The sequence below is a fragment of the Bradyrhizobium sp. USDA 326 genome (genome assembly GCF_049739485.1).
In the GTDB taxonomy this organism is placed as follows: domain Bacteria; phylum Pseudomonadota; class Alphaproteobacteria; order Rhizobiales; family Xanthobacteraceae; genus Bradyrhizobium.
In genome coordinates this window covers 314,152-338,111 of the sequence record NZ_JBMGQA010000001.1, presented here as the reverse complement: position 1 = coordinate 338,111, position 23,960 = coordinate 314,152, and the positions used below count along the sequence as shown (strand labels likewise).

At 64.6% G+C, this 23,960-nt stretch carries 24 protein-coding genes; 7 read left to right on the top strand and 17 right to left on the bottom strand.

What is annotated here, in order from left to right; genetic code table 11:
• Position 1: 1 nt before the first annotated feature.
• Positions 2 to 1,000 (bottom strand): ABC transporter substrate-binding protein, encoded by a 999-nt coding sequence (locus tag ABIG06_RS01560; RefSeq protein WP_424578566.1) that lies wholly within the window; start codon positions 998 to 1,000, stop codon positions 2 to 4.
• Positions 1,001 to 1,087: 87 nt separating this feature from the next.
• Here ABIG06_RS01560 and ABIG06_RS01555 point away from each other — a divergent pair, with 87 nt between their 5' ends.
• On the top strand, positions 1,088 to 1,447 hold the full coding sequence (locus ABIG06_RS01555) for a hypothetical protein (protein ID WP_124161818.1): 360 nt from the start codon (positions 1,088 to 1,090) through the stop codon (positions 1,445 to 1,447).
• 117 nt (positions 1,448 to 1,564) lie between these two features.
• Here ABIG06_RS01555 and ABIG06_RS01550 read toward each other — a convergent pair whose 3' ends face one another.
• Both ABIG06_RS01550 and ABIG06_RS01545 read right to left on the bottom strand, forming a co-directional pair.
• On the bottom strand, positions 1,565 to 2,383 hold the full coding sequence (locus ABIG06_RS01550) for a quinoprotein dehydrogenase-associated SoxYZ-like carrier (protein ID WP_199751848.1): 819 nt from the start codon (positions 2,381 to 2,383) through the stop codon (positions 1,565 to 1,567).
• Between the two features lie 53 nt (positions 2,384 to 2,436).
• Positions 2,437 to 3,360, bottom strand: coding sequence for a quinoprotein relay system zinc metallohydrolase 2 (locus ABIG06_RS01545; RefSeq protein WP_370133607.1), 924 nt, complete (start codon positions 3,358 to 3,360; stop codon positions 2,437 to 2,439).
• 129 nt (positions 3,361 to 3,489) lie between these two features.
• Here ABIG06_RS01545 and ABIG06_RS01540 point away from each other — a divergent pair, with 129 nt between their 5' ends.
• A complete protein-coding gene (locus ABIG06_RS01540; RefSeq protein WP_370133605.1) occupies positions 3,490 to 4,374 on the top strand; it encodes a substrate-binding domain-containing protein in 885 nt (294 codons plus the stop codon).
• On the top strand, positions 4,371 to 4,931 hold the full coding sequence (locus tag ABIG06_RS01535) for a PQQ-dependent catabolism-associated CXXCW motif protein (RefSeq protein ID WP_370133602.1): 561 nt from the start codon (positions 4,371 to 4,373) through the stop codon (positions 4,929 to 4,931). Before ABIG06_RS01540 ends, ABIG06_RS01535 begins: the two co-directional genes overlap by 4 nt.
• A 56-nt stretch (positions 4,932 to 4,987) precedes the next feature.
• Here the strand turns inward: ABIG06_RS01535 and ABIG06_RS01530 are convergent, their stop codons facing one another.
• The 6 genes from ABIG06_RS01530 to ABIG06_RS01505 form a co-directional block, all read right to left on the bottom strand.
• Positions 4,988 to 5,290, bottom strand: coding sequence for a copper-binding protein (locus ABIG06_RS01530; protein WP_124161813.1), 303 nt, complete (start codon positions 5,288 to 5,290; stop codon positions 4,988 to 4,990).
• Between the two features lie 126 nt (positions 5,291 to 5,416).
• Positions 5,417 to 6,025: a hypothetical protein gene (locus tag ABIG06_RS01525; protein WP_370133600.1), complete on the bottom strand. Its 609-nt coding sequence runs from the start codon at positions 6,023 to 6,025 to the stop codon at positions 5,417 to 5,419.
• Positions 6,022 to 6,870 (bottom strand): ABC transporter permease, encoded by an 849-nt coding sequence (locus tag ABIG06_RS01520; RefSeq protein WP_370133598.1) that lies wholly within the window; start codon positions 6,868 to 6,870, stop codon positions 6,022 to 6,024. Before ABIG06_RS01520 ends, ABIG06_RS01525 begins: the two co-directional genes overlap by 4 nt.
• Complete coding sequence (locus tag ABIG06_RS01515; RefSeq protein ID WP_370133595.1) at positions 6,867 to 7,676, bottom strand: ABC transporter ATP-binding protein; 810 nt, start codon at positions 7,674 to 7,676, stop codon at positions 6,867 to 6,869. The genes ABIG06_RS01520 and ABIG06_RS01515 overlap by 4 nt, the downstream gene beginning before the upstream one ends.
• Entirely contained in the window at positions 7,673 to 8,611 is a 939-nt protein-coding gene (locus ABIG06_RS01510) for a YVTN family beta-propeller repeat protein (RefSeq protein WP_370133593.1), read from the bottom strand. The genes ABIG06_RS01515 and ABIG06_RS01510 overlap by 4 nt, the downstream gene beginning before the upstream one ends.
• 223 nt (positions 8,612 to 8,834) lie before the next feature.
• Positions 8,835 to 10,016, bottom strand: coding sequence for an ABC transporter substrate-binding protein (locus ABIG06_RS01505; protein WP_370133591.1), 1,182 nt, complete (start codon positions 10,014 to 10,016; stop codon positions 8,835 to 8,837).
• Positions 10,017 to 10,076: 60 nt separating this feature from the next.
• Here ABIG06_RS01505 and ABIG06_RS01500 point away from each other — a divergent pair, with 60 nt between their 5' ends.
• The gene (locus ABIG06_RS01500; RefSeq protein WP_370133588.1) at positions 10,077 to 10,649 is read left to right on the top strand and encodes a DUF3280 domain-containing protein; all 573 of its coding nucleotides are present in this window, start codon (positions 10,077 to 10,079) and stop codon (positions 10,647 to 10,649) included.
• Between the two features lie 199 nt (positions 10,650 to 10,848).
• On the opposite strand, the gene fghA is transcribed toward ABIG06_RS01500, so the two are convergent.
• Together fghA and ABIG06_RS01490 are read right to left on the bottom strand one after the other, a co-directional pair.
• A complete protein-coding gene (gene fghA, locus ABIG06_RS01495) occupies positions 10,849 to 11,694 on the bottom strand; it encodes an S-formylglutathione hydrolase (RefSeq protein ID WP_319335511.1) in 846 nt (281 codons plus the stop codon).
• Between the two features lie 69 nt (positions 11,695 to 11,763).
• Positions 11,764 to 12,384, bottom strand: coding sequence for a response regulator (locus tag ABIG06_RS01490; RefSeq protein ID WP_124161805.1), 621 nt, complete (start codon positions 12,382 to 12,384; stop codon positions 11,764 to 11,766).
• Between the two features lie 206 nt (positions 12,385 to 12,590).
• Between ABIG06_RS01490 and ABIG06_RS01485 the strand changes: the two genes are divergently transcribed.
• Both ABIG06_RS01485 and ABIG06_RS01480 read left to right on the top strand, forming a co-directional pair.
• Positions 12,591 to 13,949: a histidine kinase gene (locus ABIG06_RS01485; protein WP_124161804.1), complete on the top strand. Its 1,359-nt coding sequence runs from the start codon at positions 12,591 to 12,593 to the stop codon at positions 13,947 to 13,949.
• Between the two features lie 38 nt (positions 13,950 to 13,987).
• Complete coding sequence (locus tag ABIG06_RS01480) at positions 13,988 to 14,386, top strand: calcium-binding protein (protein WP_370133585.1); 399 nt, start codon at positions 13,988 to 13,990, stop codon at positions 14,384 to 14,386.
• Between the two features lie 16 nt (positions 14,387 to 14,402).
• On the opposite strand, the gene ABIG06_RS01475 is transcribed toward ABIG06_RS01480, so the two are convergent.
• Both ABIG06_RS01475 and ABIG06_RS01470 read right to left on the bottom strand, forming a co-directional pair.
• The gene (locus tag ABIG06_RS01475; RefSeq protein WP_370133582.1) at positions 14,403 to 15,041 is read right to left on the bottom strand and encodes a response regulator transcription factor; all 639 of its coding nucleotides are present in this window, start codon (positions 15,039 to 15,041) and stop codon (positions 14,403 to 14,405) included.
• 101 nt (positions 15,042 to 15,142) lie between these two features.
• Complete coding sequence (locus ABIG06_RS01470; RefSeq protein ID WP_370133579.1) at positions 15,143 to 17,302, bottom strand: PQQ-dependent dehydrogenase, methanol/ethanol family; 2,160 nt, start codon at positions 17,300 to 17,302, stop codon at positions 15,143 to 15,145.
• 355 nt (positions 17,303 to 17,657) lie between these two features.
• Here ABIG06_RS01470 and ABIG06_RS01465 point away from each other — a divergent pair, with 355 nt between their 5' ends.
• On the top strand, positions 17,658 to 20,105 hold the full coding sequence (locus tag ABIG06_RS01465; protein WP_370133576.1) for a TonB-dependent receptor: 2,448 nt from the start codon (positions 17,658 to 17,660) through the stop codon (positions 20,103 to 20,105).
• Positions 20,106 to 20,167: 62 nt separating this feature from the next.
• On the opposite strand, the gene ABIG06_RS01460 is transcribed toward ABIG06_RS01465, so the two are convergent.
• The 4 genes from ABIG06_RS01460 to ABIG06_RS01445 form a co-directional block, all read right to left on the bottom strand.
• Positions 20,168 to 21,085 carry an MBL fold metallo-hydrolase gene (locus ABIG06_RS01460; RefSeq protein WP_124161800.1) on the bottom strand — a complete coding sequence of 306 codons (918 nt, stop codon included), beginning with the start codon at positions 21,083 to 21,085 and terminating at the stop codon, positions 20,168 to 20,170.
• Between the two features lie 95 nt (positions 21,086 to 21,180).
• Positions 21,181 to 22,386 carry an NAD(P)/FAD-dependent oxidoreductase gene (locus ABIG06_RS01455; protein WP_370133573.1) on the bottom strand — a complete coding sequence of 402 codons (1,206 nt, stop codon included), beginning with the start codon at positions 22,384 to 22,386 and terminating at the stop codon, positions 21,181 to 21,183.
• 121 nt (positions 22,387 to 22,507) lie between these two features.
• Positions 22,508 to 22,780, bottom strand: a complete 273-nt coding sequence (locus tag ABIG06_RS01450; RefSeq protein ID WP_124161798.1) for a hypothetical protein — start codon at positions 22,778 to 22,780, stop codon at positions 22,508 to 22,510.
• 94 nt (positions 22,781 to 22,874) lie between these two features.
• On the bottom strand, positions 22,875 to 23,834 hold the full coding sequence (locus tag ABIG06_RS01445; RefSeq protein WP_370133570.1) for a helix-turn-helix transcriptional regulator: 960 nt from the start codon (positions 23,832 to 23,834) through the stop codon (positions 22,875 to 22,877).
• Positions 23,835 to 23,960 lie beyond the last annotated feature (126 nt).

Here is a 23,960-nt window from a genome sequence, read left to right as displayed (position 1 = left end):
CTCAGTCTCCGGGGACTGCGTGATAGAACGTGCCGGGATCGAGCTCGGCCGCAGGGCCGACGAGATCTCGGCCGCCGATCTCGGCCAGCACGCGGTAGAGCACGCGTGCGTCCTTTTCCTCGTCGTCGATGCTCCGGCGCGGAATGCCGTCGCGGTAGCGGTCGCGGTAGGTCTTGAGCACGGCCGGATCGCTGGTGCCGGTGAGCGGCGCGACCTTGTCCCAGACCGCGTCCGACGTCGCCAGCAGCTCTTTGGCCTTGCGGGTCATCGCGATGAAGCGCGCCACGGCGTCGCGATGGCGCGCGGCCCAGCTCTCGTCGAAGACATAGCCGACGGCGGAGACAGCACCCTTGGCGCCGAGCTTCGGCAGGATGTCCTCGATGCCGGCGAGGCGGCGAAAACCCTTGGCTTCGAGCTGGGCGCAGAAATTCCAGAAGTTGAGGCTCGCTTCCATCTCGCCGTCGAGCGCCTTCGCGGCGATCAGGGGCGGGGCGCCATAGGCGATGGTTGCTTCCGACTTCAGGTCGATTCCGTCCTGCTTCATCCTCGCCTGGAGCAGCAGCCAGCTCTTGTCGATCGGCCCGCCGGCGACGGCGAGCTTGCGCCCCCTGAGGTCGGCGAGCGACTTGATCGACGATGAGGCCGGAACCATCACCGCGCCGAGCGCGCTGGAGTAGGGATAGAAAGTGAGCTTGGCGCCGAGCGAGCGTTCGCGCGACACCCACAGCCAGTCCGACAGGATGATGTCGGCGCTGCCGGCGCGCATCGCGATCTTGCCGGCCTCGGTGCTCGCAAGCTCGGTGACCTCCAGCGACAGGCCGGCCTCCTTGTCGAGACCGCCCGCGCGGATCGCTGCCAGCTCCCAGGAGAATGTTCCGGTTTTCTGCACCGCAAGGCGGATCGCATCCGCGGCACGGCCGGGCGCGGCCAACGTCAGCGCCAGCGTCGTCGCGAGCGCCAACGCTCGACCAAATGCCCTAGTCACACCAAGTGCTCTCATCACCTTGTGAGCCGTTTCCTCTGACAGAGTGCTTTTCAGGACAATACGCATAGCATAGCCTTGGTCGCAACCAGCGGGAGGATGCGCATGAATCTGGCGGGACAGCTACGACCGATTGTCGCCGCATGTGTGATGCTGGCTGCGACCACGTGCGTGGCACGGGCCGAGGAGGCCAATGACTATCCTACCTCGGCGCGCGCCGAATACGTCTATGGCTGCATGAAGGCCAACGGCGAGACGCGGGCTGCGATCGAGCAATGTTCCTGCTCGATCGACGTGGTGGCTTCGATCATGCCCTACGAGCGCTATGTCACCGCGGAGACCGCGCTCAGCATGTCGCAAGTGCGCGGCAATCTCGGCGTCCAGTTCCGCACGTCTGAGCAGGCGAACTCGGCAGTGAACGATCTGCGCCGCGCGCAGGCGGAAGCCGAGGTGAGGTGTTTTTAGTTTGCTGCCGTCATTCCGGGGCGCGCCAAGCGCGAGCCCGGAATCTCGAGATTCTCAGGTGCGCGATTGCACACCAGAGTTCGGTCCTGCGGACCGCCCCGGAATGACGGCTCGCTATCACGTCCCCGGCTTCTCCACATCCCACTCGTTGCGGAACACGTGCCCGTCCGTGTCTTTCGCCTCGGCGCGGAAACGCTTGGCCCCGTTGGAGACATAGGTGAAGCGCAGATTGGGATCCTCCGAGATCGAGATGCCGCCGTCCATCGACAGCACCAGGCTGTCGTCCTGCGTCAGCTTCAACTGGTTGATGAAGAAGGCGGGAATATAGAGCTGCGTCACCTGGTCCATCTGCAGCCCGGAATTGTTGGGATGGCCGATCATGATCTGCGCCTCGCGCACGCGGCTCGCCGGTGCCTCCTCGCGCGCGAATTGCCGGTAGCGCATCTGGCCGAGCCGGTTCCTGGCCTCCTCGACATTCTTTCCTGCCGGCGCCGAGCAGCCGCCGGACGCTTTCACGTAAGTCTTGGAGACATAGAGCTGACCGTCGCTGAGCTCGGCGACCGCGTGGACATCGGTGTAGTTGTTGACGCGCACGCGCGTCGAGATCTCCGTGACATTGGCGTCCGGCCCGAGCTCGAACTTCGCCGCCATCGGCGCAGGGTTGCGGTCGATCACCAGCGTGATCGAACGGATACGCCGCGCATCGCCGGGCGACAGCTTGCTGCGCAAGGTCACCGGCACGATGGCCGCGTCCTCGGCGCGATACGGCATCTCGATGCCGATGACGGCGCTGCCGTCATTCATCGGACGGCTCTTGAAAATGTCCTGCACCAGGCCGGGCCAGGGATCGTAGGCCTCTTCCGCCTGCGCCGGCATCGCGAAAGCGAGGCCGAGCAGGAGGGCGGTGAGTGTCAGGCGGCGTGTGCATTCCGTCATGGTCATCATCCCGCTCGGACGAAACAGTCGCTGGCAACAGCCTAGCGCGCCCGCTACTCCCATTCAATTTCAGAGAATGCTGCAGTTGCGTTGCGGGCATTGTAATCGTCGAACAGCTGCCAGTGCGGCCGTTCCGACGCGGCCGCCTTGTCGGCGGCGGTTCGGATCGGCTCGCCGCTCTTGTTCAGCGTGCGAACGTCGGACAGCAGCGTTGACAGGTAGCGCCGTTCATCGATCAGCGCCGCGGGCCAGTCGCTCACGGGGCCGTGACCGGGAACGACCCGTAGCGCCGGGATGGCCTCAAGCCGCTTCAATGTCTCGAGCCAGCCGCGGATGCTGCCGTCCATGACCGGAATGTGGCGGAGAAAGACGAGGTCGCCAGCGAACAGGGTCCTGGTCGTCTCGTCGTACACGATCAAGTCGTTGTCGCTGTGTCCAGCCGGCCAGGCGCGCAAGCTCAGGCGGCGCGACCCGAGATCGAGGGTCATCGTGTCGGTCACGAGCAGGGCGGGAGCAATGATCTTGACGGGATCGATCAGCTCGCTGCCCATGATCCGGCGGAAATTGTCGCGATAGAACGGCCCGCGCGCCGCGAGCGCCTGCGGCAGCTTGCCGTGCCCGACGAAGCTCGCCCCCTCCGCAACAAAGGCGGCGTTGCCGAAGACATGATCGGGATGGCCGTGGGTGTTGATGACATAGCGGATCGGCTTGGACGTGCGGGCCCGCACGGCGGCCAGCAGCGCCTCGCCCTCGCGAAGGCTGCCGCCGGTGTCGATCACGGCCACGGCCTCATCGCCGACGATGAAGCTGACATTGGCAATGTCACCTTCGTTCTCGCGGGTCATCAGGGCGATGGTCCCGGAGTGTACGAAGATTCCCGGTGCGACTTCGCTCACAGGCAATTCGGCTGCCCAGGCGCATGCTAGCGTTGCCCGGAGCAGGGACAAGGCTGCGATCATTGGAGCGATGCGAGACACTTTTCTGCCTCAGTTCAAAAGGGGGTCTTCTCGTTGCACTGCAGCAAAGCAAGGCCAGCACAAAGTTGGCCCACATGGCGCGTCATGCGTTGCATGGATAACATCCAACCAAAACGAGGAGGAAGCGCGATGACGGAGGTCGGGCGACATCGTCGCTGGTTGTTTTCACTATGGGTCGTGGTCGCATCCTGTGCGTTCGGCGATGTTGCCGTCGCGCAGACCAACGAGACCGGCGATCTCTCATTCGAGCTGGTCGATCCCAAGGTGCTGCGTGTCTGTGCCGATCCGCGCAATCTGCCGTTCTCCAACGAGAAGGGCGAGGGGTTTGAGAACAAGCTCGCCGAGTTTCTTGCGGACAAGCTCCACAAGAAGCTCGACTACGTCTTCTTTCCGCAGGCCAGCGGTTTCGTGCGAATGACCCTTGGTGCGCATCGCTGCGACGTCATCATGGGCTTCCCGCAAGGTGACGACCTCGTGCAGGGCACCAATCCCTATTACCGCACGAGCTATGCGCTGGTCTCGAAGGCCGGCAGCGGGCTCGAGGATGTCGATACGCTCGAAGACGCGCGTCTGAAAGGCAAGCATATCGGTATCGTCGCCGGCACGCCGCCTGCGACCAACATGGCGTTGGCGGGCCTGATGGGTGATGCAAAGCCCTATCCGCTGATGATCGACACGCGCTTCGACAATTCGGCGCAGGCGATGATCGACGACCTTGCCGCGGGCAAGATCGACGCCGGCGTGCTGTGGGGCCCGATGGCCGGTTACCATGCGAAGAAGGCAGGATCCTCGCTTCACGTCACGCCGCTGGTGAAAGAAACCACCGGGCCGAAGCTGGTCTATCGCATCGGCATGGGCGTGCGTCCTGCCGACCAGAACTGGAAGCGGCAGCTCAACAAGCTGATCCAGGAGAGCCAGGGCGAGATCAACAAGATCCTGCTCGATTTCGGCGTACCGCTGCTGGACGACAGCGATCGGCCGCTCGGCGCGGAGGCGGCCAAGAAGACGCCATGAGACGGCCGCTTGCCGCTGTGATCGCCGTTGCTCTGCTCGTGGCACCGGCGTTGGCGCAGCAGCAGGAGCCGTTCGAGCCCGAAGGCTATCGCACCGACAATTATCGCGCGCCGGTGCCGGCGACGCTTGCCGGCGCGCGCGTGCTGACGACCGAGGAGGCGGAAGCGATCTGGCGCGCAAACACCGGCGCGTTCGTCGACGTGATGCCGCGCCCGCCGAAACCGAAAAACCTTCCCGAGGGCACGGTGTGGCGCGATGCGCCGCGCCGGAACATTCCGGGCAGCATCTGGCTGCCCGACACCGGCTACGGCACGCTGCCGCCGGCCATGGATGATTATCTCCAGCGCGGCCTCGCGCGCGCATCACGCGGCGACAAGGCCGCACTGCTGGTGATCTATTGCCTCGCCGACTGCTGGATGTCCTGGAACGCCGCCAAGCGTGCGCTGGCCAACGGCTATTCCAACGTCGCCTGGTACCCAGACGGCACTGACGGCTGGGAGCGCGCGAAGCTTCCGACCGATGAGGCGCAGCCGGAGCCGCGGCCCGAGCAACAGTGATCAAGCGAAGATGAGCGACCTCTCTCCGCAAGCGGAGAGAGGTCGAAGCAATGCTATTACTTCTGCTTCTGCAGCTTCGTCAGCGTCCCCGTGCCATTCGTGGCGGTCGCAGAATAGCTCACCCTGTCGCCGGCATGAACAGCATCCAGCATCGCGGCGTCCCTGGCCTTGTACTCCTGGAGCGCGCCAGCGCTGCCTGAGCTGGCGCCGACGGTGCCCTTCTGCACCTGCTCGATCAAGATCGTGCCGTTGAGACGGTCGATCCGCTTGATCATTCCGGTCATGTCTTCGGCAAATGCGCTGGATGCGAGCAAGCCAAGGGCCGCGGTGCCCGCGAAGATGAATTTTGTTGTTCCCATCAAGGCCTCCCGACGTAAGGGGTTCACTTCGACAAGGCATCCTGGATCGATTTGGTTCCGGCAGATAGCGCGGGAGAAGGTTAACGATTGCCGGAACTTTCGCGGAAGCCGTCAGCAAGGCCGCCGCTATTCCATTTCCTGCTGGATCACGCGGCCGAGCGCGAACAGGCGCTGGTCGATCGAGGTTGGAACCTCGCACACGAAGCGCACGACCTTGTGACGGTCCTCGAAGATGCGGGTCTTCCAGATCAGTTCGTTGCTCAATGCCTCGACCTTGGCCTCGTCGCGCGGCGTTGCGCCCTGCAGCGCTTGAAGCTGGAGTGTCTCGTCACGGATCTTGTCGGCGGCCTCGCGCTGCTTGCGGCTGACGCGTTCGAGCCCGTTCATGACCTGGGAGCGCTGGGCGTTGAGCGTGTCGAACAGGCCTGCGAATAGCAGCTTTGCGTTCGTGGTCTTGTCGCTCGCAGACGCGGCGAGAAACTCCTTGACCGATTTCTCGGCCTCGTCCAGCGGCGTCTTGCGCGCCGACAGCTTTGCGACCAGCGCGCTGACCTTGGCGTCGTCCTTCCATTTGCTCTGGACATCTCCGAGCGGCGGACCGGCCCACACGGCGGCGAGCGAGATCTCCGGCACCTTGGCCTGGGTGCAGGGCCAGTCCGGATAGCGCGGATCGGCCGCGCGCGCGGCCGTGCCGGCCAGCGCGATTACCATGGCAGCCAGGAACCAGACCTTCATCCTTCGCCTCCCGCAGGCCCGCGTCGCGCCAGCCCGCGCGAGGGATCATAGGCCAAAATCGCTCCGACCATGAAGACGATTGTGCAGCTTGCCACCACCGCCAGCGAGATCCAGTTGATCTGCCCATACAGCGCGAAGCGGATCAGCTCGACCGCATGGGTGAACGGATTGGCCTCGCAGAGATAGTACAGATAGGGGCTGCCCTCCTGCACCCGCCAGAGCGGATAGAGGGCGGAGGAGGCGAAGAACATCGGGAAGATGACAAAGTTCATCACGCCGGCGAAGTTTTCCAGCTGCTTGATGCCCGAGGAGATCAGCATGCCGAGCGAACCCAGCATCAATCCGGACAGGATCAGTGCCGGCAGCACGGTAAGATACCCCGGGGCCGGAGGGGTGATGTCCCAGAGCCAGGCGATCAGCAGAAATGCGTAGACCTGGAGCAGCGACACCGCCGTGCCCGCAAGCAGCTTGCAGAACAACAGGAACCCGCGCGGCAACGGGCTCACCAGGAGCGTGCGCATGTTGCCCATCTCGCGGTCATAGACCATCGAGAGCGAGGACTGCATGCCGTTGAAGAGCTGGATCATCGCCATCAGCCCAGGCGCGATATAGACCTCGTAGAGGATGTAGGTCTCGTAAGGCGGGATGATGGAGATTCCGAGCACCTGGCGGAAGCCGGCGGCGAAGATGAACAGCCACACCAAGGGCCGCACCAGCGCCGAGACGAAACGTTCGCGCTGATGCAGGAAACGCAGCCCCTCGCGCCAGACGATGCCGGTGAGGCAGGTCAGGTACTCCTGGACCGAGAAGCCGCGGGGGGCGTCACGCGTGGTGATGCTGCTCATGCGCCGCCTCCCGGCATCACTTGCGCGCCGGTTAGGCGCATGAAGGCGGTGTTGACGTCCTGCGCGCCGGCCTCCGCGATGACGCGGTTCATCGGCCCCTTCGCCAGCACCTTGCCCTGATGCAGCACCACGAGATCGTCAGCGGGATTGATCTCGTCGAACAGATGCGTGGCCCAGAGCACGCCGATGCCCTGCTCGGTCACGAGCTGGCGGACATGGCTGATGATGTCGGCACGCGCCTTGACGTCGAGGCCGACCGTCGGCTCGTCCAGCAACAGCAGCCGGGGCCGGTGCAGCAACGCCCGCGCTATTTCCAGCCGCCGCATCTGGCCGCCGGAGAGATCGCGCACCTTGCTGCCGGCGCGCTCTTCGAGCCCGATGCGGCCGAGCAGCTCGGCGCTGCGCGCGGCGGCCTCGCGGCGGCTGATGCCGTGGAGGGCGGCGTGATAGAGCAGGTTCTGGGTCAGCGACAAATCGAGATCGAGCGTACGCGGCTGGAACACGACCCCCAACAGCCGCAGCGCCTCGCCGGGGCTCTTGCTGATGTCATGGCCGAAGATGGCGACACGGCCGGACTGGATGCCGAACAGGCGTGTGACGAGCGAGAACAGCGTGCTCTTGCCGGCGCCGTTCAGCCCAAGCAGTGCAGTGAAGCTCGCGGGCCGGACATTGAAGGAGACGTCCGTCAGCGCGCGGCGCGGCCCATAGGCGTGGCTGACGCCCTCGATCGCCAGCGCCGGTACGACGGCGGGATCAGGCCTCGGTGCGGCGTCGTGTGGTTCGGCGATCGGGGCGGGGCTGGTCATGGCGCGATCGTGACGCCCCAGGGCAGTTCGCCCACCTGAATGGTCTTGATCACTTTTTGCGCGGCGACGTCGATGACCGAGACGTCGTTCGACACGCCATTGGTGGTGAGCAGGTACTTCTCGTCCGGCGTGAACGCCACGTGCCAGACTCGCTGCCCGACCAGCAGGTATTTCGTCACCTTGCGCGTGGCGACGTCGACCACGGCGATGCGATTGGCGGGGCCGAGCGCGATGAAGGCGGTCTTGTCGTCCTTGGTCATGCCGATGCCGACGGGCTGGATCGCCTCTTTCCGCAGCCCCGGGATCTCGAAAGTGACCTTGCCGATCACCTCGTGCTTTTTGGGGTCGATGATCGACACCGTCCCGCCGATCTCCGAGGACACCCACACTTCCGAACTGTCATGCTTGAACTCGGCGAAGCGCGGACGCGCGTCGACCAGCACGTTGGCCACGATCTGGCGCGAGGCGGTGTCGATGAAGTGCGCCATGTTGGTGGTTTCGGACGTGTTGATCAGCGTCTTGCCGTCGGGACTGATGGTCATGCCCTCGGGCTCGACGCCGACCTGGATGTCGCCGATGCGTGCGCGCTTTTCGAGATCGATCACGGTTACCGTGTTGTCGTTCTCATTGGCGACATAGAGGATCTTGCCGGCCGCATCCTGGGCGAACAGCTCGGGATCGGGTCCGGAGGGCAAGCTGTCCACCACGGTTTGCGTCTTGGCGTCGATCACCTGGATGGTGTCGTCGTCGCCGACCGCGACCATCACGAACTTGCCGTCGCGCGTGAAATCGATGCCGCGCGGGCGTTGGCCGACCTTGATGGTCTTGGTCACGGTCCAGCTGTCGGTGTCGATCACCGACACCGTATTGCTCTTCTCGTTCGAGACATAGGCGATGAACGCGTACGCGGGCGCTGCGGCGGTCGCCAGAACCATCAGCAACGCTGCTCTTAGCAGGTGCGATCTCCGTCCGCGGGCGGTCCTCACCTCCCCCGCTTGCGGGCGAGGTCGTATCGCATCGCAAGATGCGATGCGGGAGAGGGCTCTCTCCTCTCGGGGGCCGTCGCTTGTGGAGACACCCTCTCCCCAACCCTCCCTCGCAAGCGGGGGAGGGGGCGCAGCATCGTCACGGTGCCAGCTTGGACTCATTTCACATCGCTCATTTCAGCTTGCATTTGCTCTCCGGGCGATCGTAACCGAGCGTGTCGAGCTCGGAGACCTGATGCAGGAAACCTTCCTGCGGCGACACCGACACCACCATGCGGCCGTCGACCAGCAGGATCGGCTGGCGCAGCTGCAAGTTCCAGTCGCGTAAGGTGAGCCGCGTGCCCTTGAACGCGGCGACCGAGAAATCCGGGCCCTTGATGAAATCGGTCACCTTCTTGACGTCGCCGGAATTGGTGCGCGACGTGGCCTCGCCGATCATGCGCACCGCGGTCCAGGCCTGCATGTCGAGCGCGGTCATGCGCCGCGAATTAAGCTTGAAGAAGCGGTTCTGCATCTGGATCGCGCCCCACTGGTCCTGCGCGGCGTCCCAGCTGCGCGGCACGAGGCCGGCGGAGCCCGCGACGGGGCGCGGATCCCAGGTGCGATAGGGCAGGTACGCGCCGAACACCTCGCTCTCGTCGGCCGCGACCAGCACGTCGTAGGCCGGCGCCTGCTGGGTGAAGACAGGCATCTGGCGCTGAATCAGCGTCACGCCGCTATCGGTACGGCGTGCGCCGCCTTTGTCTTCGAACGTGCGCTCCTGTACGATCTTGGCGCCGAACCGCGTGGCGGTGCGCCGGAGCGCGTCGGCGAACAGTTTGTCCTCGTCATGCGAGCCGACCACGAGCAGCCAGCGCGACCACTTTTTCCAAACGAGATACTGGCCGAGCGCATCCGCCAGCATGGCACGGGTCGGGGCGGTATGGATGACGTTGGCGCGGCAATCGGCCTCGCGCAGCCGTTCGTCGATAGCGCCGACGTTGAACAGCAGCGTGCCGCGCTCCCGCAAGGCGTCCGAGATCTTCAGCAGCGCGTCGGCCGGCAGGTCGGTGACGATGAAGCCGTTCTTCTCGGCGAGTGCGGTCGCCGCCTGCACAACGTCCTCGCCTTCCTTGATGCGGCGCTCCTCCAGCGCGAAACGCTGGTTGAGGAATTTCCCGGTGGTGTTGTTGTCCTCGATGGCAAGGCGGGCGCCGGCGAGGCCGTCATTCTCGGCGGGCAGCTCGACCAGCGACAGCGTCGATCTGGTGCCGGCGGTGCCGAGATAGCCGACGCCGATCGTGACGGGGTCGGCCGCGAGCGCGCTCGTTGCGGCAAGACTCCAGCCGATCAGGCCGACCAACCATCGAATCATGTTTCCTCCAGGCATTCTCCCCGGCTTGACCGCCGGTGGAGAATTGTTTCTGCTTCGAGCATGACCGATTTGGCCCGCCTTGCAACCCCGCATTTCGTCCTCGCGCGCGCGAGACCAGGATTCACGATCATGCGAGCATTGATATGTCTCGCCGCTTTGCTGTTGACGGGCTCGGTCGCGCTTGCAGATCCGCCGAAACTCGCGGTGTTCGATTTCGAGCTGATCGACACCAGCCTGCCCGGCGAATTCTACGGCTCGAAGCCCGAGCAGGCGCGGCTCGAGCGCATCGGCGAGCAGCTGCGCAAGGAACTGGCAGATTCAGGCAAGTTCCAGGTGCTCGATATCGCGCCGGTTCGGGATGCCGCCCGTCACGCCAATCTGCAGGCCTGCGGCGGCTGCGATCTCAAGCTCGCCGGCCAGCTCGGCGCCGACCTGGAGATCACCGGCCTGGTGCAGAAGGTCTCGAACCTGATCATCAATCTCAACATCTATTTGCGCGACGTGAAGACCGGCAACATGATCACCGTCGCCAGCGCCGACATGCGCGGCAACACCGACGAATCCTGGTCGCGCACGATGAGCTACCTGATCCGCAACCGCCTGCTGGCGCCGAATTATGGAAGGCCGGAGTAGTTCTTCTCTCCGCGAGCGCCGGTGTGCTTGCGGGGTGCTTGCGGGAGAGGTCGGCTCGCCGCGAAGCGGCGAGCCGGGTGAGGGGTATGTCTCCGCGAATCCAATTCACGCCTTGGGACGCGGAGAGATACCTCTCATCCGGCGCTTCGCGCCACCTTCACCCGCAAGGGGAGAAGGAAGAAGGCATGGCGCGCAGAGATCACGCCGTCAATCTTGCCGCGTGCCAGTGCAGGTGGTCGCTCATGAACGTCGAGATGAAATAGTAACTGTGGTCGTAGCCCACCTGCCGGCGCAGCGTCAGCGGGATGTTGGTCTTGGTGCAGGCCTCCTGGAGCAGCTCCGGCTTGAGCTGCTCCTTCAAGAAATTGTCGGCATCGCCATAGTCGACCAGGAAGCCCGAGAATTTCGCACCGTCCTCGATCAGCGCCACCGTATCGTGGTTGCGCCAGGAATCCTTGTTCGGTCCGAGATAGCCGGTCAGGGCCTTGATGCCCCAAGGCACCTGCGAAGGCGCCACGATTGGCGCGAACGCGCTTGCCGCGCGAAACCGGTGCGGGTTGCGCAGCGCAACCGTCAGCGCACCGTGGCCGCCCATCGAGTGTCCCATCACCGATTGCCGCTTGGCGTCGACCGGAAAGTTTTCCGCGACCAGCTTGGGCAACTCGTCGGTGACATAGCTCCACATCCGATAATTGCGCGCGAACGGTTCCTGCGTCGCATCGACATAGAAGCCGGCGCCGAGGCCGAAATCATAGGCGTTGTTGGCATCACCAGGCACATCCGGCCCGCGCGGAGAGGTATCGGGCGCGACGAAGATCAGGCCGAGCTCGGCGCAGGCTTTACGGAATTCGCCCTTCTCCGTGACGTTGGCATGCGTGCAGGTGAGCCCGGAGAGGTACCAGACCACGGGCAGCTTGGCGTCGTCCGCGTGCGGCGGAACGTAGACCGAGAACACCATGTCGGTTCCGGTCGCCTGGCTTGCATGGCGATAGACGCCCTGCACACCGCCGTAGGATTTATTCGTCGAGACGGTCTGGATCGTCATGCCTGAAACTCCGTGGCATCTCACGACATCAACATTGCAGCGCTTATGTGACCGAAATTTGCGGCGTCGTCAGGCGACGCCGCTGTCGATCGCCAGCCGCACCAGCTCGACGGAGGTTTTCACCCCGAGCTTCTGGCGCATGATGGACGAGGTATTGGCCACCGTCTTGTAGGACGATTGCACCAGCCAGGCGATCTCGGACAGGCTCTTGCCGGCGCTGAGCAACCGCAGGATCTCCATTTCGCGGGCATTCAGCTTCGACAGCGGGCTTTGCGCCAGAGTCGGCCCAGCAAAGGCGATGCTGCGCGCGATCGCGGTCGGAAGGTACGTGCCGCCGCCGCCGACGGCGCGGATCGCCTGGACGAGATCGTCGGGATCGCCGGTCTTGGAGACATAGCCCTTGGCGCCGCACTCGATCGCCCGCGCGGCGAAAGCAGGATCGTCGTTCATGCTGAACATGATGATGCGGGCTTCGGGCGTGCGCTCGAGGATGCGGCGCGCGAGCTCGAAGCCTGAGACGGTCGGCAGGTTGATGTCGATGATGCAGAGGTCGGGACGTTCGACGATGAAGACGCACTCGCCGTCTTCGGCGTCGGCGGCCTCCAAAATCTCGATCTCCCCCTCGTCGGCCAGCACGGCACGGCAGCCGGAGGCGACAATGGGATGATCGTCGACGATCAGAATGCGCATAGGCGTTCCCCGCGACAGCGCGTTCCCGTGTTGGAATTTGCCTGTCTTGCGCCGCATGTTGCCGGCATGAGGAGCTGCGCGCCTCATGTGGCCTCATGCAACCCGGCTGGGATTGCTGTACGCTTCCGATTAGATATCGGGCGCTTCGCCTCTGTCAACGCCATCGGACAGGTGCGGGCATCCTTCGCGAGGCATAGGCGATACCAATGTGGCAGAATTTATCCTTGCGCGGGCGCATCAACCTCTTGCTGGCGCTGCTGCTGGCGCTGGGGCTCGCCGTCAATATCGGCCGGCAGGTCGCGGAAGCCGGGCCGCGCGTGCAGGCCGAAGACCAGAGCGTGATCCGCCTTGCCCGAGAGTTCATCGAGATGATCGTGGCGGATCTCAACGAGGCTCCCGATCCGGATGCCAGGCTCAACCAGATCGCACGCGATCTCAGCCGTCTGCGCCATGTCAGCATTACGCTCCGGGGCGCCGGCGGCCAGCCGCTGACGCCCCCCCGGCTTGACGCCGACGCCGACACGCGCGCGCCGCCGGCCTGGTTCGTCGCCCTGGTTCATCCCGAGCAGACCGCGGTCAGCGTGCCGGTCTCGATCCATGGCAAGCCCGCCTCACTCGTGATCACCTCGCATCCCGACGACGAGATCGCCGAGATCTGGGACGGGATCGTGACCCAGCTCGAGGTCGGCTCGGTGATCGCGCTCGCGCTGTTCTTCCTGATGATGAACGTGGTCGGCCGGGCGCTGGCGCCGCTCCAGTCGCTGGCGGAGGCAATGGGGAAGCTCGAAGGCGGACATTACGACGCCCGTGTCGCGCCGGGCGGCGCGCCGGAGCTCGCCGCGATCTGCACCAAGCTCAACCACCTTGCCGCAACGCTTGGTGCGGCGGTCGAGGACAAGCGGCGTCTTGCCGAGCGTGCGGTATCGCTGCAGGATGTCGAGCGCAAGGAGATTGCGCGCGAGCTCCATGACGAGTTCGGGCCTTACTTGTTCTCGCTGCGCGCGCATGCGAGCGCGCTGGCCAAGCTGGCGGAGGGACGCGACCCGAGTGCGGATGCCGTGCGAAAGCATGGCAGCGCCATGCTGGAGCAGATCAATGCACTCCAGCAGTTCAACCGCCGCGTGCTGGAGCGCCTTCGGCCCGTGGGCCTTGCCGAGCTCGGCTTGCGCAAGGCGCTCGAATCCCTGTCGCGGCTGTGGCGGGAGTCGCATCCCGACGTCGCGATCGAGACCGTGATCTCGCCGGCGCTGGGCGCAACCGGCGAGACCGCCGATCTCACCATTTATCGGATCGTGCAGGAGGCGCTGACCAATGTGTTCCGGCACGCCGGTGCGACCTCGGTCAATGTCGTCATCGAGCCGGTGGAGCAGATGGCTCACGACGGCCGCGGCTGCGCCCGGGTGCGGGTCAGCGACAACGGCCGCGGGATGGAGCCGGGCCAGAAGCTCGGCTTCGGCCTCGTCGGGATGCGTGAGCGGATCCTGGCGCTGGGCGGTACGCTCAACGTCGTCTCCGGCGATGCCGGCTTGACCGTGGAGGCCTTGATTCCGACCGCCTCGTCCTGATCTGAATGTGACGTCTACGACCTCCGGGAGAGCTCGAAATGCCGAAATCTGGCCGATGGATGGTCTCGATTCTGGCCGTCGTGATGGTGTCGGGATCTGCGCTGGCAGCTTCCCGCGGTGATCCCGTCAGGAAGTTCGATACCGACAGCGACGGGACGCTGGACCACATCGAGGTCAGGAGGGCAGCGACGGCGCTTTTCGCCAGGCTCGACCCCGATCACGACGGCACGCTGGACGTGCGGGAGTTGCGGGGCAGATTATCCGCCAAAGAGATCGCTGCAGCAGATCCCGACCACGATGGAACGCTTTCGGTGAATGAATATCTCGCCGTCGTCTCGCAGCGTTTCGACGCAGCCGGTCCGGATCACGACGGAACGCTGGATGGGAAAGAACTGAAGACGCCTGCCGGACGCGCGCTTCTTCAGCTCCTGCAATAGATCAGGTGGTCGCGCGTCAGTTCGAGCTGTCTTCTCCGCCGGCAAGATCGCGCGCCCGGCGGAGCAGGTCGCTCGTGCGACGGATACCGAGCTTGGTCCTCGCCTGCTTGATGAGCCGGGCGACGGCGCGGATCGTGATAGCCAGCTCTTCGGCGATCGCGGAATATGAACTTCCCTGGCCAAGCAGGCTGAGCGCCTCTCGTTCTCTGCGTGTCAGTGTGGCGAACTTGCCGGAATCGACGTGATCGGGCAGGGGCACGCCGCGCAAATTGATCCGCTCGTCGACATAGCGATGGCCGAGCCGGACCTGACGCACCGCCTTTGGCAGTTCGTCCGGCGGAGAATCCTTCAACAAATATCCGCTGGCTCCCGCCTTGATCGCGGACGCGACGATATTTGCGTCCGCATGCATGCTGAAAACCAGGATGCGCGCGAGCGGCGCATCCGAGGAGATGCGGTGCAGCAAGTCGACACCGCCTAGTGCTTCTCCGGGAAAGGTCAAATCGAGGATGACGACTCCGGGCCGGTGCTCCAGAAATGCTTCATAGCCGCTCGGCACGTCGCGCGCAGCGACCACGTCCTCGACGTCCCCCAGCATGATGCGACAGGCCTCGGCGATGATGGGATGGTCGTCGACGACGAGTATGGGACTCAATGGATCTCTCTGAAAGGCATGATGTTCCAAAGCATTGAAGCGTGCCGCGTGCGTCGGGTGAGCCCGGCTGCGGCAATGCCTGCCGCAGCCGTATCGCCGCGTCACTTCTTCGGCCGTATTGCGTCAGCCGTGCCTTGGATGAATGCCTGAATCTTCACGACGTCGGCTTCGGTCAGCCTGCCCGTGAAGTCCGGCATGCCCTTGTCGCGGAACGGCCCCTTGAACACGATGTTCTTGAGGTTGGCGATCTCCTCCGCCGGCACGTAGCCGAGGTTGCGGACGTTACCGCCCTTGTCGACACCGGGCACGCCATGGCAGGTGGCGCAGGCGGCGACGTAGAGCGCCGTTCCTTCCGGCACGTCCTTCGGATCGTACTTCACGCCCTGGAGAAGGCCCTCGGTCTGGTACTTCACGAATTCCGGCAGCGGTGCCTTGCCGTTGAGCGCGAACGTGTAGGCCGTTCCAGGGCTTTGCCGCTCGATCGCCCGCTGTGCCATGCCATAGACTCCGCCCCAGCCGACGGCAATCGAGACATACTGCGCGCCATCGAGCATGTAGGTCGAAGCCGCCGCGACGACGCCGGTGCCGGTCGGTGTTTCCCACAGCGCCTTGCCGGTCATCGCGTCATAGGCGACGAAGCGTCCATCCGCCGTGCCCTGGAACACCAGGTTTCCGGCCGTGGTCAGCGTGCCGCCGTTCCATGGCGAGGGGTATTCGACCCGCCAGGCTTCCTTCTGCCTGACCGGGTCCCACGCGATCAGGCGTCCGAACGGAAGACTCTTGGGCGGCTCTCCATTGAGCACGAAGCCGACATTCCAGCCGGTGGCGCCGCCGAATTTGCCCGGCGTTGCGGCATTCTGCTTGAATTTCTTTTCCGGAATGAGGTTCAGCGGCACGTTCTGGGCCGGGAGATAGACCAGCCCTGTCTGCGGGTTGAACGACATCGGATGCCAGTTGTGGGCGCCGTAGGGTCCCGGAATCGAGTCGTAGGCCGCGTCGCCGCGCGCGGCCGGCACCTCGATCGGGCGGCCGTTGGCGTCGTAGCCGGTGGCCCAGTTCACATCGACGAAATTCTTCGCCGAGATGAATTTACCGTTGGTGCGGTCGATCACGAAGAAGAAGCCGTTCTTGGGCGCGTGCAGGATGACCTTGCGCGGCGCGCCGTCGATGCTGATGTCGGCGAGGATCATCGGCTGGGTCGAGGTGTAGTCCCAGTGGTCGCCGGGCGTCTCCTGATAGTGCCAGGCGTATTTGCCGGTGTCGGCGTTCAGCGCCACGATCGAGGCGAGATAGAGATTGTCGCCCCCGGCCGGGCTGCGCACGTTCCGGTTCCAGGGCGAGCCGTTGCCGGTGCCGATGTAGACGAGGTTGAGATCGGGGTCGAAGGTGATGGTGTCCCATGGCGTGCCGCCGCCGCCGTTGAGCCAATATTGGCCGGCGGGATCCCAGGTCTTGGCCGCCTTCTCCATCGACTCGTCTTCGAACGGCTTCGACGGATCGCCGGGGACGGTGAACCAGCGCCAGAGTTGGTTTCCGCTTTCGGCATCGTAGGCGGTGACGTAGCCGCGCGCGCCATATTCGGCGCCGCCTTGTCCGATCACGACCTTGCCGTTGAAGACGCGCGGTGCGCCGGTGATCGTGTAGGAATGCTCGTGGTCGATCAGCGTGTCCTTTTCCCAGACCTTCTTGCCGGTTGCCGCGTCGAGCGCGATCAGGCGGCCATCATAGGCGGCCACGAACACCTTGCCCTTGTAGAGTGCGACTCCGCGGTTGACGACGTCGCAGCAGCCCCTGTAACCGAGCTCGCGATTGACTTCCGGATCGAACGTCCAGATGCGCTTGCCGGTGCGCGCGTCGATGGCATGCACGACGCTCCAGGAGGCCGTCTGGTACATGATGCCGTCGACGACGACCGGCGTCGCCTCGACCCCGCGCGAGGATTCGAGATTGTAGGTCCAGACTAGGCCGAGGCCTTTGACGTTGGCGCTCGTGATCTGATTGAGCTTCGAAAAGCGGGTCTCGGCGTAGTCGAGACCGATCGTCGGCCAGTTGTTGGAAGTCGCGGCGTTGGCCTTGATGTAGGCGCCGTCGACCTGCGAGGTGATCGCCTTGATGCTCTCCGGCGTCGGGTTCTTTGCCGAATCCTGTGCAGGCGCGGCGGTGATGAATGCGGCGAGGCCCAAGCCTGCGAGAAGACCCAAGGCGAGGCTACCTGGCCGAGCCGATGAATATCGAACGGAAAAGCGTTCCCCCAACGTCATCATGTCCTCCTGTATTCTTGCTTGCCGTAAAGGCACCCCGCCCAGGAGGGCGGGGTGAGTCTACGGATGAATGACTCGCGATCAGATCGCGATGTCGAGCCAAGGATTGCACGAAGGTCTTTCGCGAAGTTCGGCAAAAAGTCTCGCGGCGGCCGGGAATAGTTCCCAGCCGATCCCGATGAGGCGCGCGCACGCCGCTGGGTGGATCGGGAATAATTCCCGATTTTATCGGGAATTTAAGCTCCGGACCGGGCGGACACTTTACGGCTGGTGCTCTTCGGCTGTTGGCCTGTATCGTTCGCCCAACCGGCGGGGAAACGAGAGAGCAGGACGATACGGGTGGAGGCGGGCAAGAATGGGCGTTCGTGGTCTGGTCATCATTTCAGTTTCCACGGGAATGGTTGTTGCGACCAGCGCGATAGCCGCGCAGGACGAGGAGACCAACATCCAGAACCTGCCGCCGGTCGAGGTTGCGGCGCCACCGCCTGCGGCGGCGAGACGCGCCGCGCCATCGCGACCGGTCGCACGCGTGGGGGCGCCGGGCTCCGCCAGTCCAAGGACACGCCTATACGTCTTTCCAACCGCGCCGGGTACCGGCCGCGGCCTCGACGTCGACAAGGTTCCGTCTTCGATCAATGCCGTCGATGCCAGCCAGATTAGGCGCACCAATTCGCTGAACGTCATCGACGCCCTGCGCGACAATATCGCCGGCATCAACATCAGCGAAGTCACCGGCAATCCGTTCACACCTGATGTCGAGTTCCGCGGCTTCGTCGCCTCGCCCGTGACCGGGACGCCGCAAGGCCTTGCGGTGTATCAGAACGGCGTCCGCATCAACGAAGCCTTCTCGGACGCCGTCAATTGGGACCTGATTCCCACCGCCGCGATCAGGTCGGTGACGCTGGTGACCAACAATCCCGCCTTCGGCCTCAACGCGCTGGGCGGCGCGATCAACCTGCAAATGAAGGACGGCTTCACCTATCAGGGCGCCGAGATCGACGTGATGGGTGGCTCGTTCGGCCGCATCCAGGGCTCGGCGCAATGGGGCACGCAGGTCGACAAGAACTATGCCGTCTATGCGGCGCTCGAAGGCTTGCATGACAACGGCTTCCGCAACTTCTCGCAATCGACCGTTCGGCGCTTCTACGGCGATGTCGGCTACAAGGCGGGCGACAGCGAATTCCACGCCAACATGGGTGTCGCAAAGAACAATTTCGGCGCCAGCGCCACCGTCCCGGCCGAGTTGCTGGATAAATATTGGGGCGCGACCTACACCACGCCGCAGACCACCGCCAACCGCGTCGGCTATCTCAACCTGACCGGAAAGGCCGACGCGACGCCGACCTGGACGCTCGAAGGCACCGCCCATGTGCGCAGGTTCGAGCAGAACATCGTCGACGGCAATCCAACCGACGTGGAGGAGTGCGCTGCAGATGCGGCGCTGCTCTGCTTCGGCGACGACACCACACCCGCCAACGGCGCGGGCGGCGTGCAACTCGCCAACCCCTTCGCGCCGGGAACGATCCTGGGCGCGATCGACCGGAGCTCGATCCGTTCGACCACGTTCGGCGTGTCAGGGCAGGCCACCAACACCGATCAACTGTTCGGTCACGACAACCGCTTCGTGATGGGCGCAACCTATGACGCCAGCACCACGCGCTACAACGCCAGCTCCGAGATCGGATCGATGGGAGAGAACTACGTCGTCAGCGGCAGCGGTGTTTTCCTGGGGGCGACTCCCACGGCAGATCCCGTTGCCGGCCCCGTCTCGTTGCGGACCGTCAATCAATACAACGGTCTCTACGCGATGGACACGTTCAACGTCACGGACGCTTTCGCCATCACCGGCGGCGGCCGCTTCAATGCGGCACGGATCTCGCTGGAAGACCAGCTCGGGACTGCGCTGAACGGCGATCACACCTATACCCGCTTCAATCCGATGATCGGCGGCACTTACAAGATCACGCCGGGATTGACCGCCTATGCCGGCTATTCCGAGGCCAACCGCGTGCCGACACCGCTCGAGCTCGGCTGTGCGGATCCCGCCCGGCCCTGTCTCATCGCGGCCTTCCTGGTTGCGGATCCGCCGTTGAAGCAGGTCGTCTCCAAAACGGTGGAGGCCGGCTTCCGCGGCACCAGGGAGCTGAATATCGGCACGCTGGGATGGAAAATCGGCGGCTTTCGCGCCACCAACCATGACGACATCGTAGCGGTGCCCGCCGTCGGGCGGACGGGCTTTGGCTATTTCACCAATGTCGGCCGGACACGGCGGCAAGGGCTGGAAGCGGAGGTCAACATCAAGTCGCCCACGCTGCAATTCCAGGCGAGCTACGCCTTCGTCGATGCGCGCTTCCTTGATCCGCTCGAACTCGGCTCGGAAAGCCCGTTCGCCGATGACGCCACCGAGACCATCCAGGTCAGACCCGGCAACCAGATCCCCGCGATCCCGCGCCACCGCGTCAAGGTCGGCGTCGACTACGCCGTGACCGATGTCTGGAAGGTCGGCGGCAACGCCCTGTTCGTCTCCAGCCAATACATCGTCGGCGACGAGTCGAACCAGTTCGCGAAGCTGCCGTCCTATACGGTGTTCAATCTCCACACCTCCTACCAGGTGACGAAGAACATCCAGCTCTACGGCCGCGTCGACAACGTGTTCGACAAGCGCTACGCGACCTACGGCCAGTTCTTCGACCGCGAGGCCCTGCCCAACTTCACCAATGGCGGCGCGGAGTTCGTCGACCCGCGCTCGCTGAGCCCGGCGAGGCCAAGGGCATTTTACGCAGGAATGCGGGTGACGTTCTGAGTTACAGCAAGCGCTGATGCTTCCTTCTCCTAAAAGGAGAAGGAAGCACGGGCGCACGAGGCTCAATAGTCCCAGGACACGGGCACCCAGCGGAAAGCGTCGCCGGCGACAGCGACATGACCGACGGACGGGAACGGCATATGCGTGGCCACCAGCAGCTCGCGGTTCGCCGCAAGCTCCCGCAAAAGGTTCACTCTGACGCGGGCGGCTTCCTCGGGATCGTGTTCGAAGCCGTTGTGCCAGTCTGGGTGTTCGAACCCGACGGTGAACACGAGGTCACCGGCGAATGTCAGTCGCTCGCCGCCGGAGGTCAGGCGGACCACGCTGTGCCCGGGGGTGTGACCGCCGGTGCGGCAGACCACCACCCCCGGCGCGACCTCGAATTCGGCTTCAAACGTCCGGAGCTGGTTGTGATATTCGTGCGCGAACCGCTTGGCCGTCTGTCGAAGCGCGTCGGGGAATCCCGGCGGCATGGAGACGCGGGAGAAATCGGGCGACTCCCAGAACGTGACTTCGGCGGCTGCCACATGGATCCGCAGGTCCGGACGCAGCCGGTCTTTCACGCCTTCGACGAGCAACCCGCCGACATGGTCCATGTGCATGTGGGTCAGCACCACGTCGGTCACGGATGCCAGATCGATGCCGGCGGCCTCCAGTCGCTTGACCAGCTGCCCGGCTCGCGGGAGGTGCAGGTCCGGGTCCAATCCGAGCCCGGCGTCGATCAGAATGGTCTGCGCTCCGCTACGCACCACGACCACGTTCAACGCCCAGTCGAACGCGTCCGGCGGCAGGAACATGTCTTCCAGCCAGGCCGCGCGGACCGCGGGGTCGGCATTGTGCGCCAACATCTCGGAGGGTAGCGGCAGCACGCCGTCGCTCACCACCAGCACGTCGATGTCGCCGACCTTCAGCGCGTAGCGCGACGGGACAAGCTCTTCGGGCTTCAATGTCGCGGGGGAGGAGGTGTTGTGCAGGTTCATGTTGGTCTCCTGTTGCGGTTCTTGTTCTGGCTGGTCTTTGTTTGAGCAGGCGGCGCCGCCAGGGGAGCGCCGACTGCCATGGCGTCGCGCACTAGCTAGAGGCTGGTCACGCGTTCCGGATCGGCTGACGCGAGTGCAGCGGCGCGTTCGGCCTTCGGCGGATAGATCCAGACCGTGTTGATCTCCTGCTTCGTCTTCTTGGCGACATCACCGACCATCTCGACCTTGCGATCCCAGCCGCGGGTGAACAGTGCGCCGGCTTCGCCGAGATCGAGACAGGTGACGTAGGCCTTCTGGTGGTAGGGCCTGGTCGGAACGCCGAGCAGCTCGGCTGCGGCATTGTTGCCCGCAAAGGCGCCCATGCGCGTGGCGTGCTGGCAGGACATCAGTGCGTAATTGCCCTCGTCGTCGCACGCGGCACGGGCCGCATCGCCGGTCGCGAAGACGCCCTCGACGCCTGGCACCCGCAGACAGCGATCGACCAGCAGCCGGCCGAAATTGTCGCGCTCGGCGGGGATTTGCGCCGTCAGAGGGGCCGCACGAATACCCGCTGCCCAGATCACGGTTTCGGTTTCGATGTGTTCGCCGCTGGACAAGGTGACGCCGGACTCGTCGAGCGAGGCGACGCCGGCACCGAGGCGGGTCTCCACGCCGAGCTTGTGGAGGGCGCTCTCGATGATCGGTCGCGGGCCTGCACCCATGTCGAGTGCGATCGCGCTGTTGCGCTCGACGATGATGACGCGAGTCTTAGCGTTCGTCCCCAGGATTGCGCGGAGCCGCGCCGGAATTTCAGTGGCCGCCTCGATGCCGGTGAAGCCGCCGCCGGCGACGACGACCGTCTCGCGCCCGTTCGCGGCCGGCCGCTTGGCAAGGCCATGCAGGTGCCTGTCGAGCGCGATCGCATCGTCGAGCGAGTCGACGCTGAACCCGTGCTCGGCAAGACCCGGGATTTTCGGGCGGAACAGCCGGCTCCCGGTGGCGACCACGAGCCGATCGTAGGAGAGCGTCTCCTTGGAGCCCTTGGCCGTGGCGACCCTCACCATGCGGGATTGGGTTTCGACCGTCTCGACGCTGCCCTGAACATAGGTGACGTCGATCGCCTCGAGCACATCGAGGAGCGGTGCCGTCAAGGTCTCCGGATTCTTCTCGTAGAGCCGCGGGCGGACGACCAGCGTCGGCTCGGGTGCGACCAGCGCGATCTCGAGTTCGTCGGGCGAGACGCCCTGGTTATCGCGAAGGCGGGCAGCGGAAAGGGCGGCATACATGCCGGCGAAGCCGGCGCCGATGATGACTAGTCGCATTGACGGTCTCCTTTGGTTGATCTTCCTGGGCACAGGCGCGTTGCCGCCGCCGCTGCGGGTTCGCGGCAAGTCCTGTTGCGGTCAGCGACGATGCGAATGGTTGAAGCGAGCTTGCTGACGCCTATTGGAGCGGACAGCCGGGCGGCCAGCCCTGACGAAAGACGATCGACCGCGCGGACTTGCGGCTCCAGTCCTGATAGGGCAGGCGGAAGCTGTCCCCGGTGATCACCGAAATCACCGGGTGGGCGCGTTGTGCCGATTGCGGCGGAATGTCGTCACCTGTTGCTGAAGTGAAGCGAACAGTCAGCGTAAGTCCGTACACGACCGCGGTGGCGAGACCCTTGCGTGATGAGGTGATTGCCAGCCGGTGGACGAAGCCTTTCCCGATCATCATTTGCCTCCGTCGTGGGATTGGACATGGTGATGGTCTAACCGATCAGGCGTGCCTCTGCCCCAGAGCGATTGCTGTCGCCATCGAGCGATTGCTGCTAACGCATGCGCCTGCGCCATTCGCTCGGTGCTTCGCCGGTGAGCTTCCTGAAGGCTGCGGCGAACGCCGTCTGCGAGGAATAGCCAAGCGCCACAGCGATCGAGACGACCGGGTCGTCGCTTTCCCGCAGCATCTTCATGGCCTGCTCGAGCCGGTGTTGGCGCAGCCAGGCATGCGGCGAGAGTCCGGTGCTCTCCTTGAAGGCGCGGCAGAAGTGAAAGCGCGAGAGGCCGGCCTCGGACGCCAGCGCATCGAGCGAGACGTCCGCATCACTGTCCGAGCGCAACCGTTCGATCGCGCGGAGCAGGACCTTCGGCGACAGCCCGCCCATGGTCGGTTGGAACGCGACCGGCGAGCCCGTGTGCGCAGCCAGGACGCGGGTGGCAAGAAGATCCGTCACCTGGTGCCGGAACAGCGTATCCAGGACGCCATTGCCGTCGAGCGCATCCGCTGCGCTCAAGAGCAGCCGGGATGTAATGGGGTCGGGGTGCGCCGTCCGCTCCAGCAGGTCGGCCGCTCCTGCGATCCCGGCTTCGCCGGCAACGCGCTTCAGTGTCGCATTCGGAAGATAGAGTTGAACGACATCGACGGGCTTCGGAATGTCCCATCGGGAGCTCGATCCTTCCGGAATGATGATCACGACTCCGGGACGAAACGTGCCGATCGAAACCGATTTTCCCGACCGGCGCTCCATGCGCTGCATCACGCCGTTATAGGCCATGATCACGTGGTGGCTCATGGGCTCGACGACGTCATGCAATGGATCGTGTTTCCAGTACGCGATCCCGGCGCCGGAGGCGTCCAGCGCCATGCGGGTCGGTTCGGTCCTGAGCACCCGCGCCATCTCCAAGTCGGCGGCGCGCCGCTCGGTCGTGGCGATGTCGACGGGTTGTGCGCCGGGGAGGGGCGGCTGGCCCCTGGACGAGGGATTGCGCATGGGTGCGGTGCTCCCGGTCATTGCGAGGCTCCTTCTGATCGCTTGCTGCCTCAGATCAGGTGTCCGTGCTTTTACGGGTCGGCGCGGGTTCTATGCGGTGCAGAGGCTCCGGGTCTTGCCTGAAGCGGTTCTGTTTTGCCCGATCCT

Coding starts and splice junctions, on each gene's coding strand:
- fghA (WP_319335511.1), bottom strand. CDS start 11,694: ATGACGATCCAGACCGTCTCGACGAATAAATCCTACGGCGGTGTGCAG.
- ABIG06_RS01460 (WP_124161800.1), bottom strand. CDS start 21,085: ATGAACCTGCACAACACCTCCTCCCCCGCGACATTGAAGCCCGAAGAG.
- ABIG06_RS01535 (WP_370133602.1), top strand. CDS start 4,371: ATGAGACGGCCGCTTGCCGCTGTGATCGCCGTTGCTCTGCTCGTGGCA.
- ABIG06_RS01510 (WP_370133593.1), bottom strand. CDS start 8,611: ATGGTTCTGGCGACCGCCGCAGCGCCCGCGTACGCGTTCATCGCCTAT.
- ABIG06_RS01530 (WP_124161813.1), bottom strand. CDS start 5,290: ATGGGAACAACAAAATTCATCTTCGCGGGCACCGCGGCCCTTGGCTTG.
- ABIG06_RS01515 (WP_370133595.1), bottom strand. CDS start 7,676: ATGACCAGCCCCGCCCCGATCGCCGAACCACACGACGCCGCACCGAGG.
- ABIG06_RS01560 (WP_424578566.1), bottom strand. CDS start 1,000: ATGAGAGCACTTGGTGTGACTAGGGCATTTGGTCGAGCGTTGGCGCTC.
- ABIG06_RS01490 (WP_124161805.1), bottom strand. CDS start 12,384: ATGCGCATTCTGATCGTCGACGATCATCCCATTGTCGCCTCCGGCTGC.
- ABIG06_RS01470 (WP_370133579.1), bottom strand. CDS start 17,302: ATGACGTTGGGGGAACGCTTTTCCGTTCGATATTCATCGGCTCGGCCA.
- ABIG06_RS01555 (WP_124161818.1), top strand. CDS start 1,088: ATGAATCTGGCGGGACAGCTACGACCGATTGTCGCCGCATGTGTGATG.
- ABIG06_RS01520 (WP_370133598.1), bottom strand. CDS start 6,870: ATGAGCAGCATCACCACGCGTGACGCCCCCCGCGGCTTCTCGGTCCAG.
- ABIG06_RS01505 (WP_370133591.1), bottom strand. CDS start 10,016: ATGATTCGATGGTTGGTCGGCCTGATCGGCTGGAGTCTTGCCGCAACG.
- ABIG06_RS01450 (WP_124161798.1), bottom strand. CDS start 22,780: ATGATGATCGGGAAAGGCTTCGTCCACCGGCTGGCAATCACCTCATCA.
- ABIG06_RS01500 (WP_370133588.1), top strand. CDS start 10,077: ATGACCGATTTGGCCCGCCTTGCAACCCCGCATTTCGTCCTCGCGCGC.
- ABIG06_RS01550 (WP_199751848.1), bottom strand. CDS start 2,383: ATGACGGAATGCACACGCCGCCTGACACTCACCGCCCTCCTGCTCGGC.
- ABIG06_RS01480 (WP_370133585.1), top strand. CDS start 13,988: ATGCCGAAATCTGGCCGATGGATGGTCTCGATTCTGGCCGTCGTGATG.
- ABIG06_RS01485 (WP_124161804.1), top strand. CDS start 12,591: ATGTGGCAGAATTTATCCTTGCGCGGGCGCATCAACCTCTTGCTGGCG.
- ABIG06_RS01445 (WP_370133570.1), bottom strand. CDS start 23,834: ATGACCGGGAGCACCGCACCCATGCGCAATCCCTCGTCCAGGGGCCAG.
- ABIG06_RS01465 (WP_370133576.1), top strand. CDS start 17,658: ATGGGCGTTCGTGGTCTGGTCATCATTTCAGTTTCCACGGGAATGGTT.
- ABIG06_RS01540 (WP_370133605.1), top strand. CDS start 3,490: ATGACGGAGGTCGGGCGACATCGTCGCTGGTTGTTTTCACTATGGGTC.
- ABIG06_RS01455 (WP_370133573.1), bottom strand. CDS start 22,386: ATGCGACTAGTCATCATCGGCGCCGGCTTCGCCGGCATGTATGCCGCC.
- ABIG06_RS01525 (WP_370133600.1), bottom strand. CDS start 6,025: ATGAAGGTCTGGTTCCTGGCTGCCATGGTAATCGCGCTGGCCGGCACG.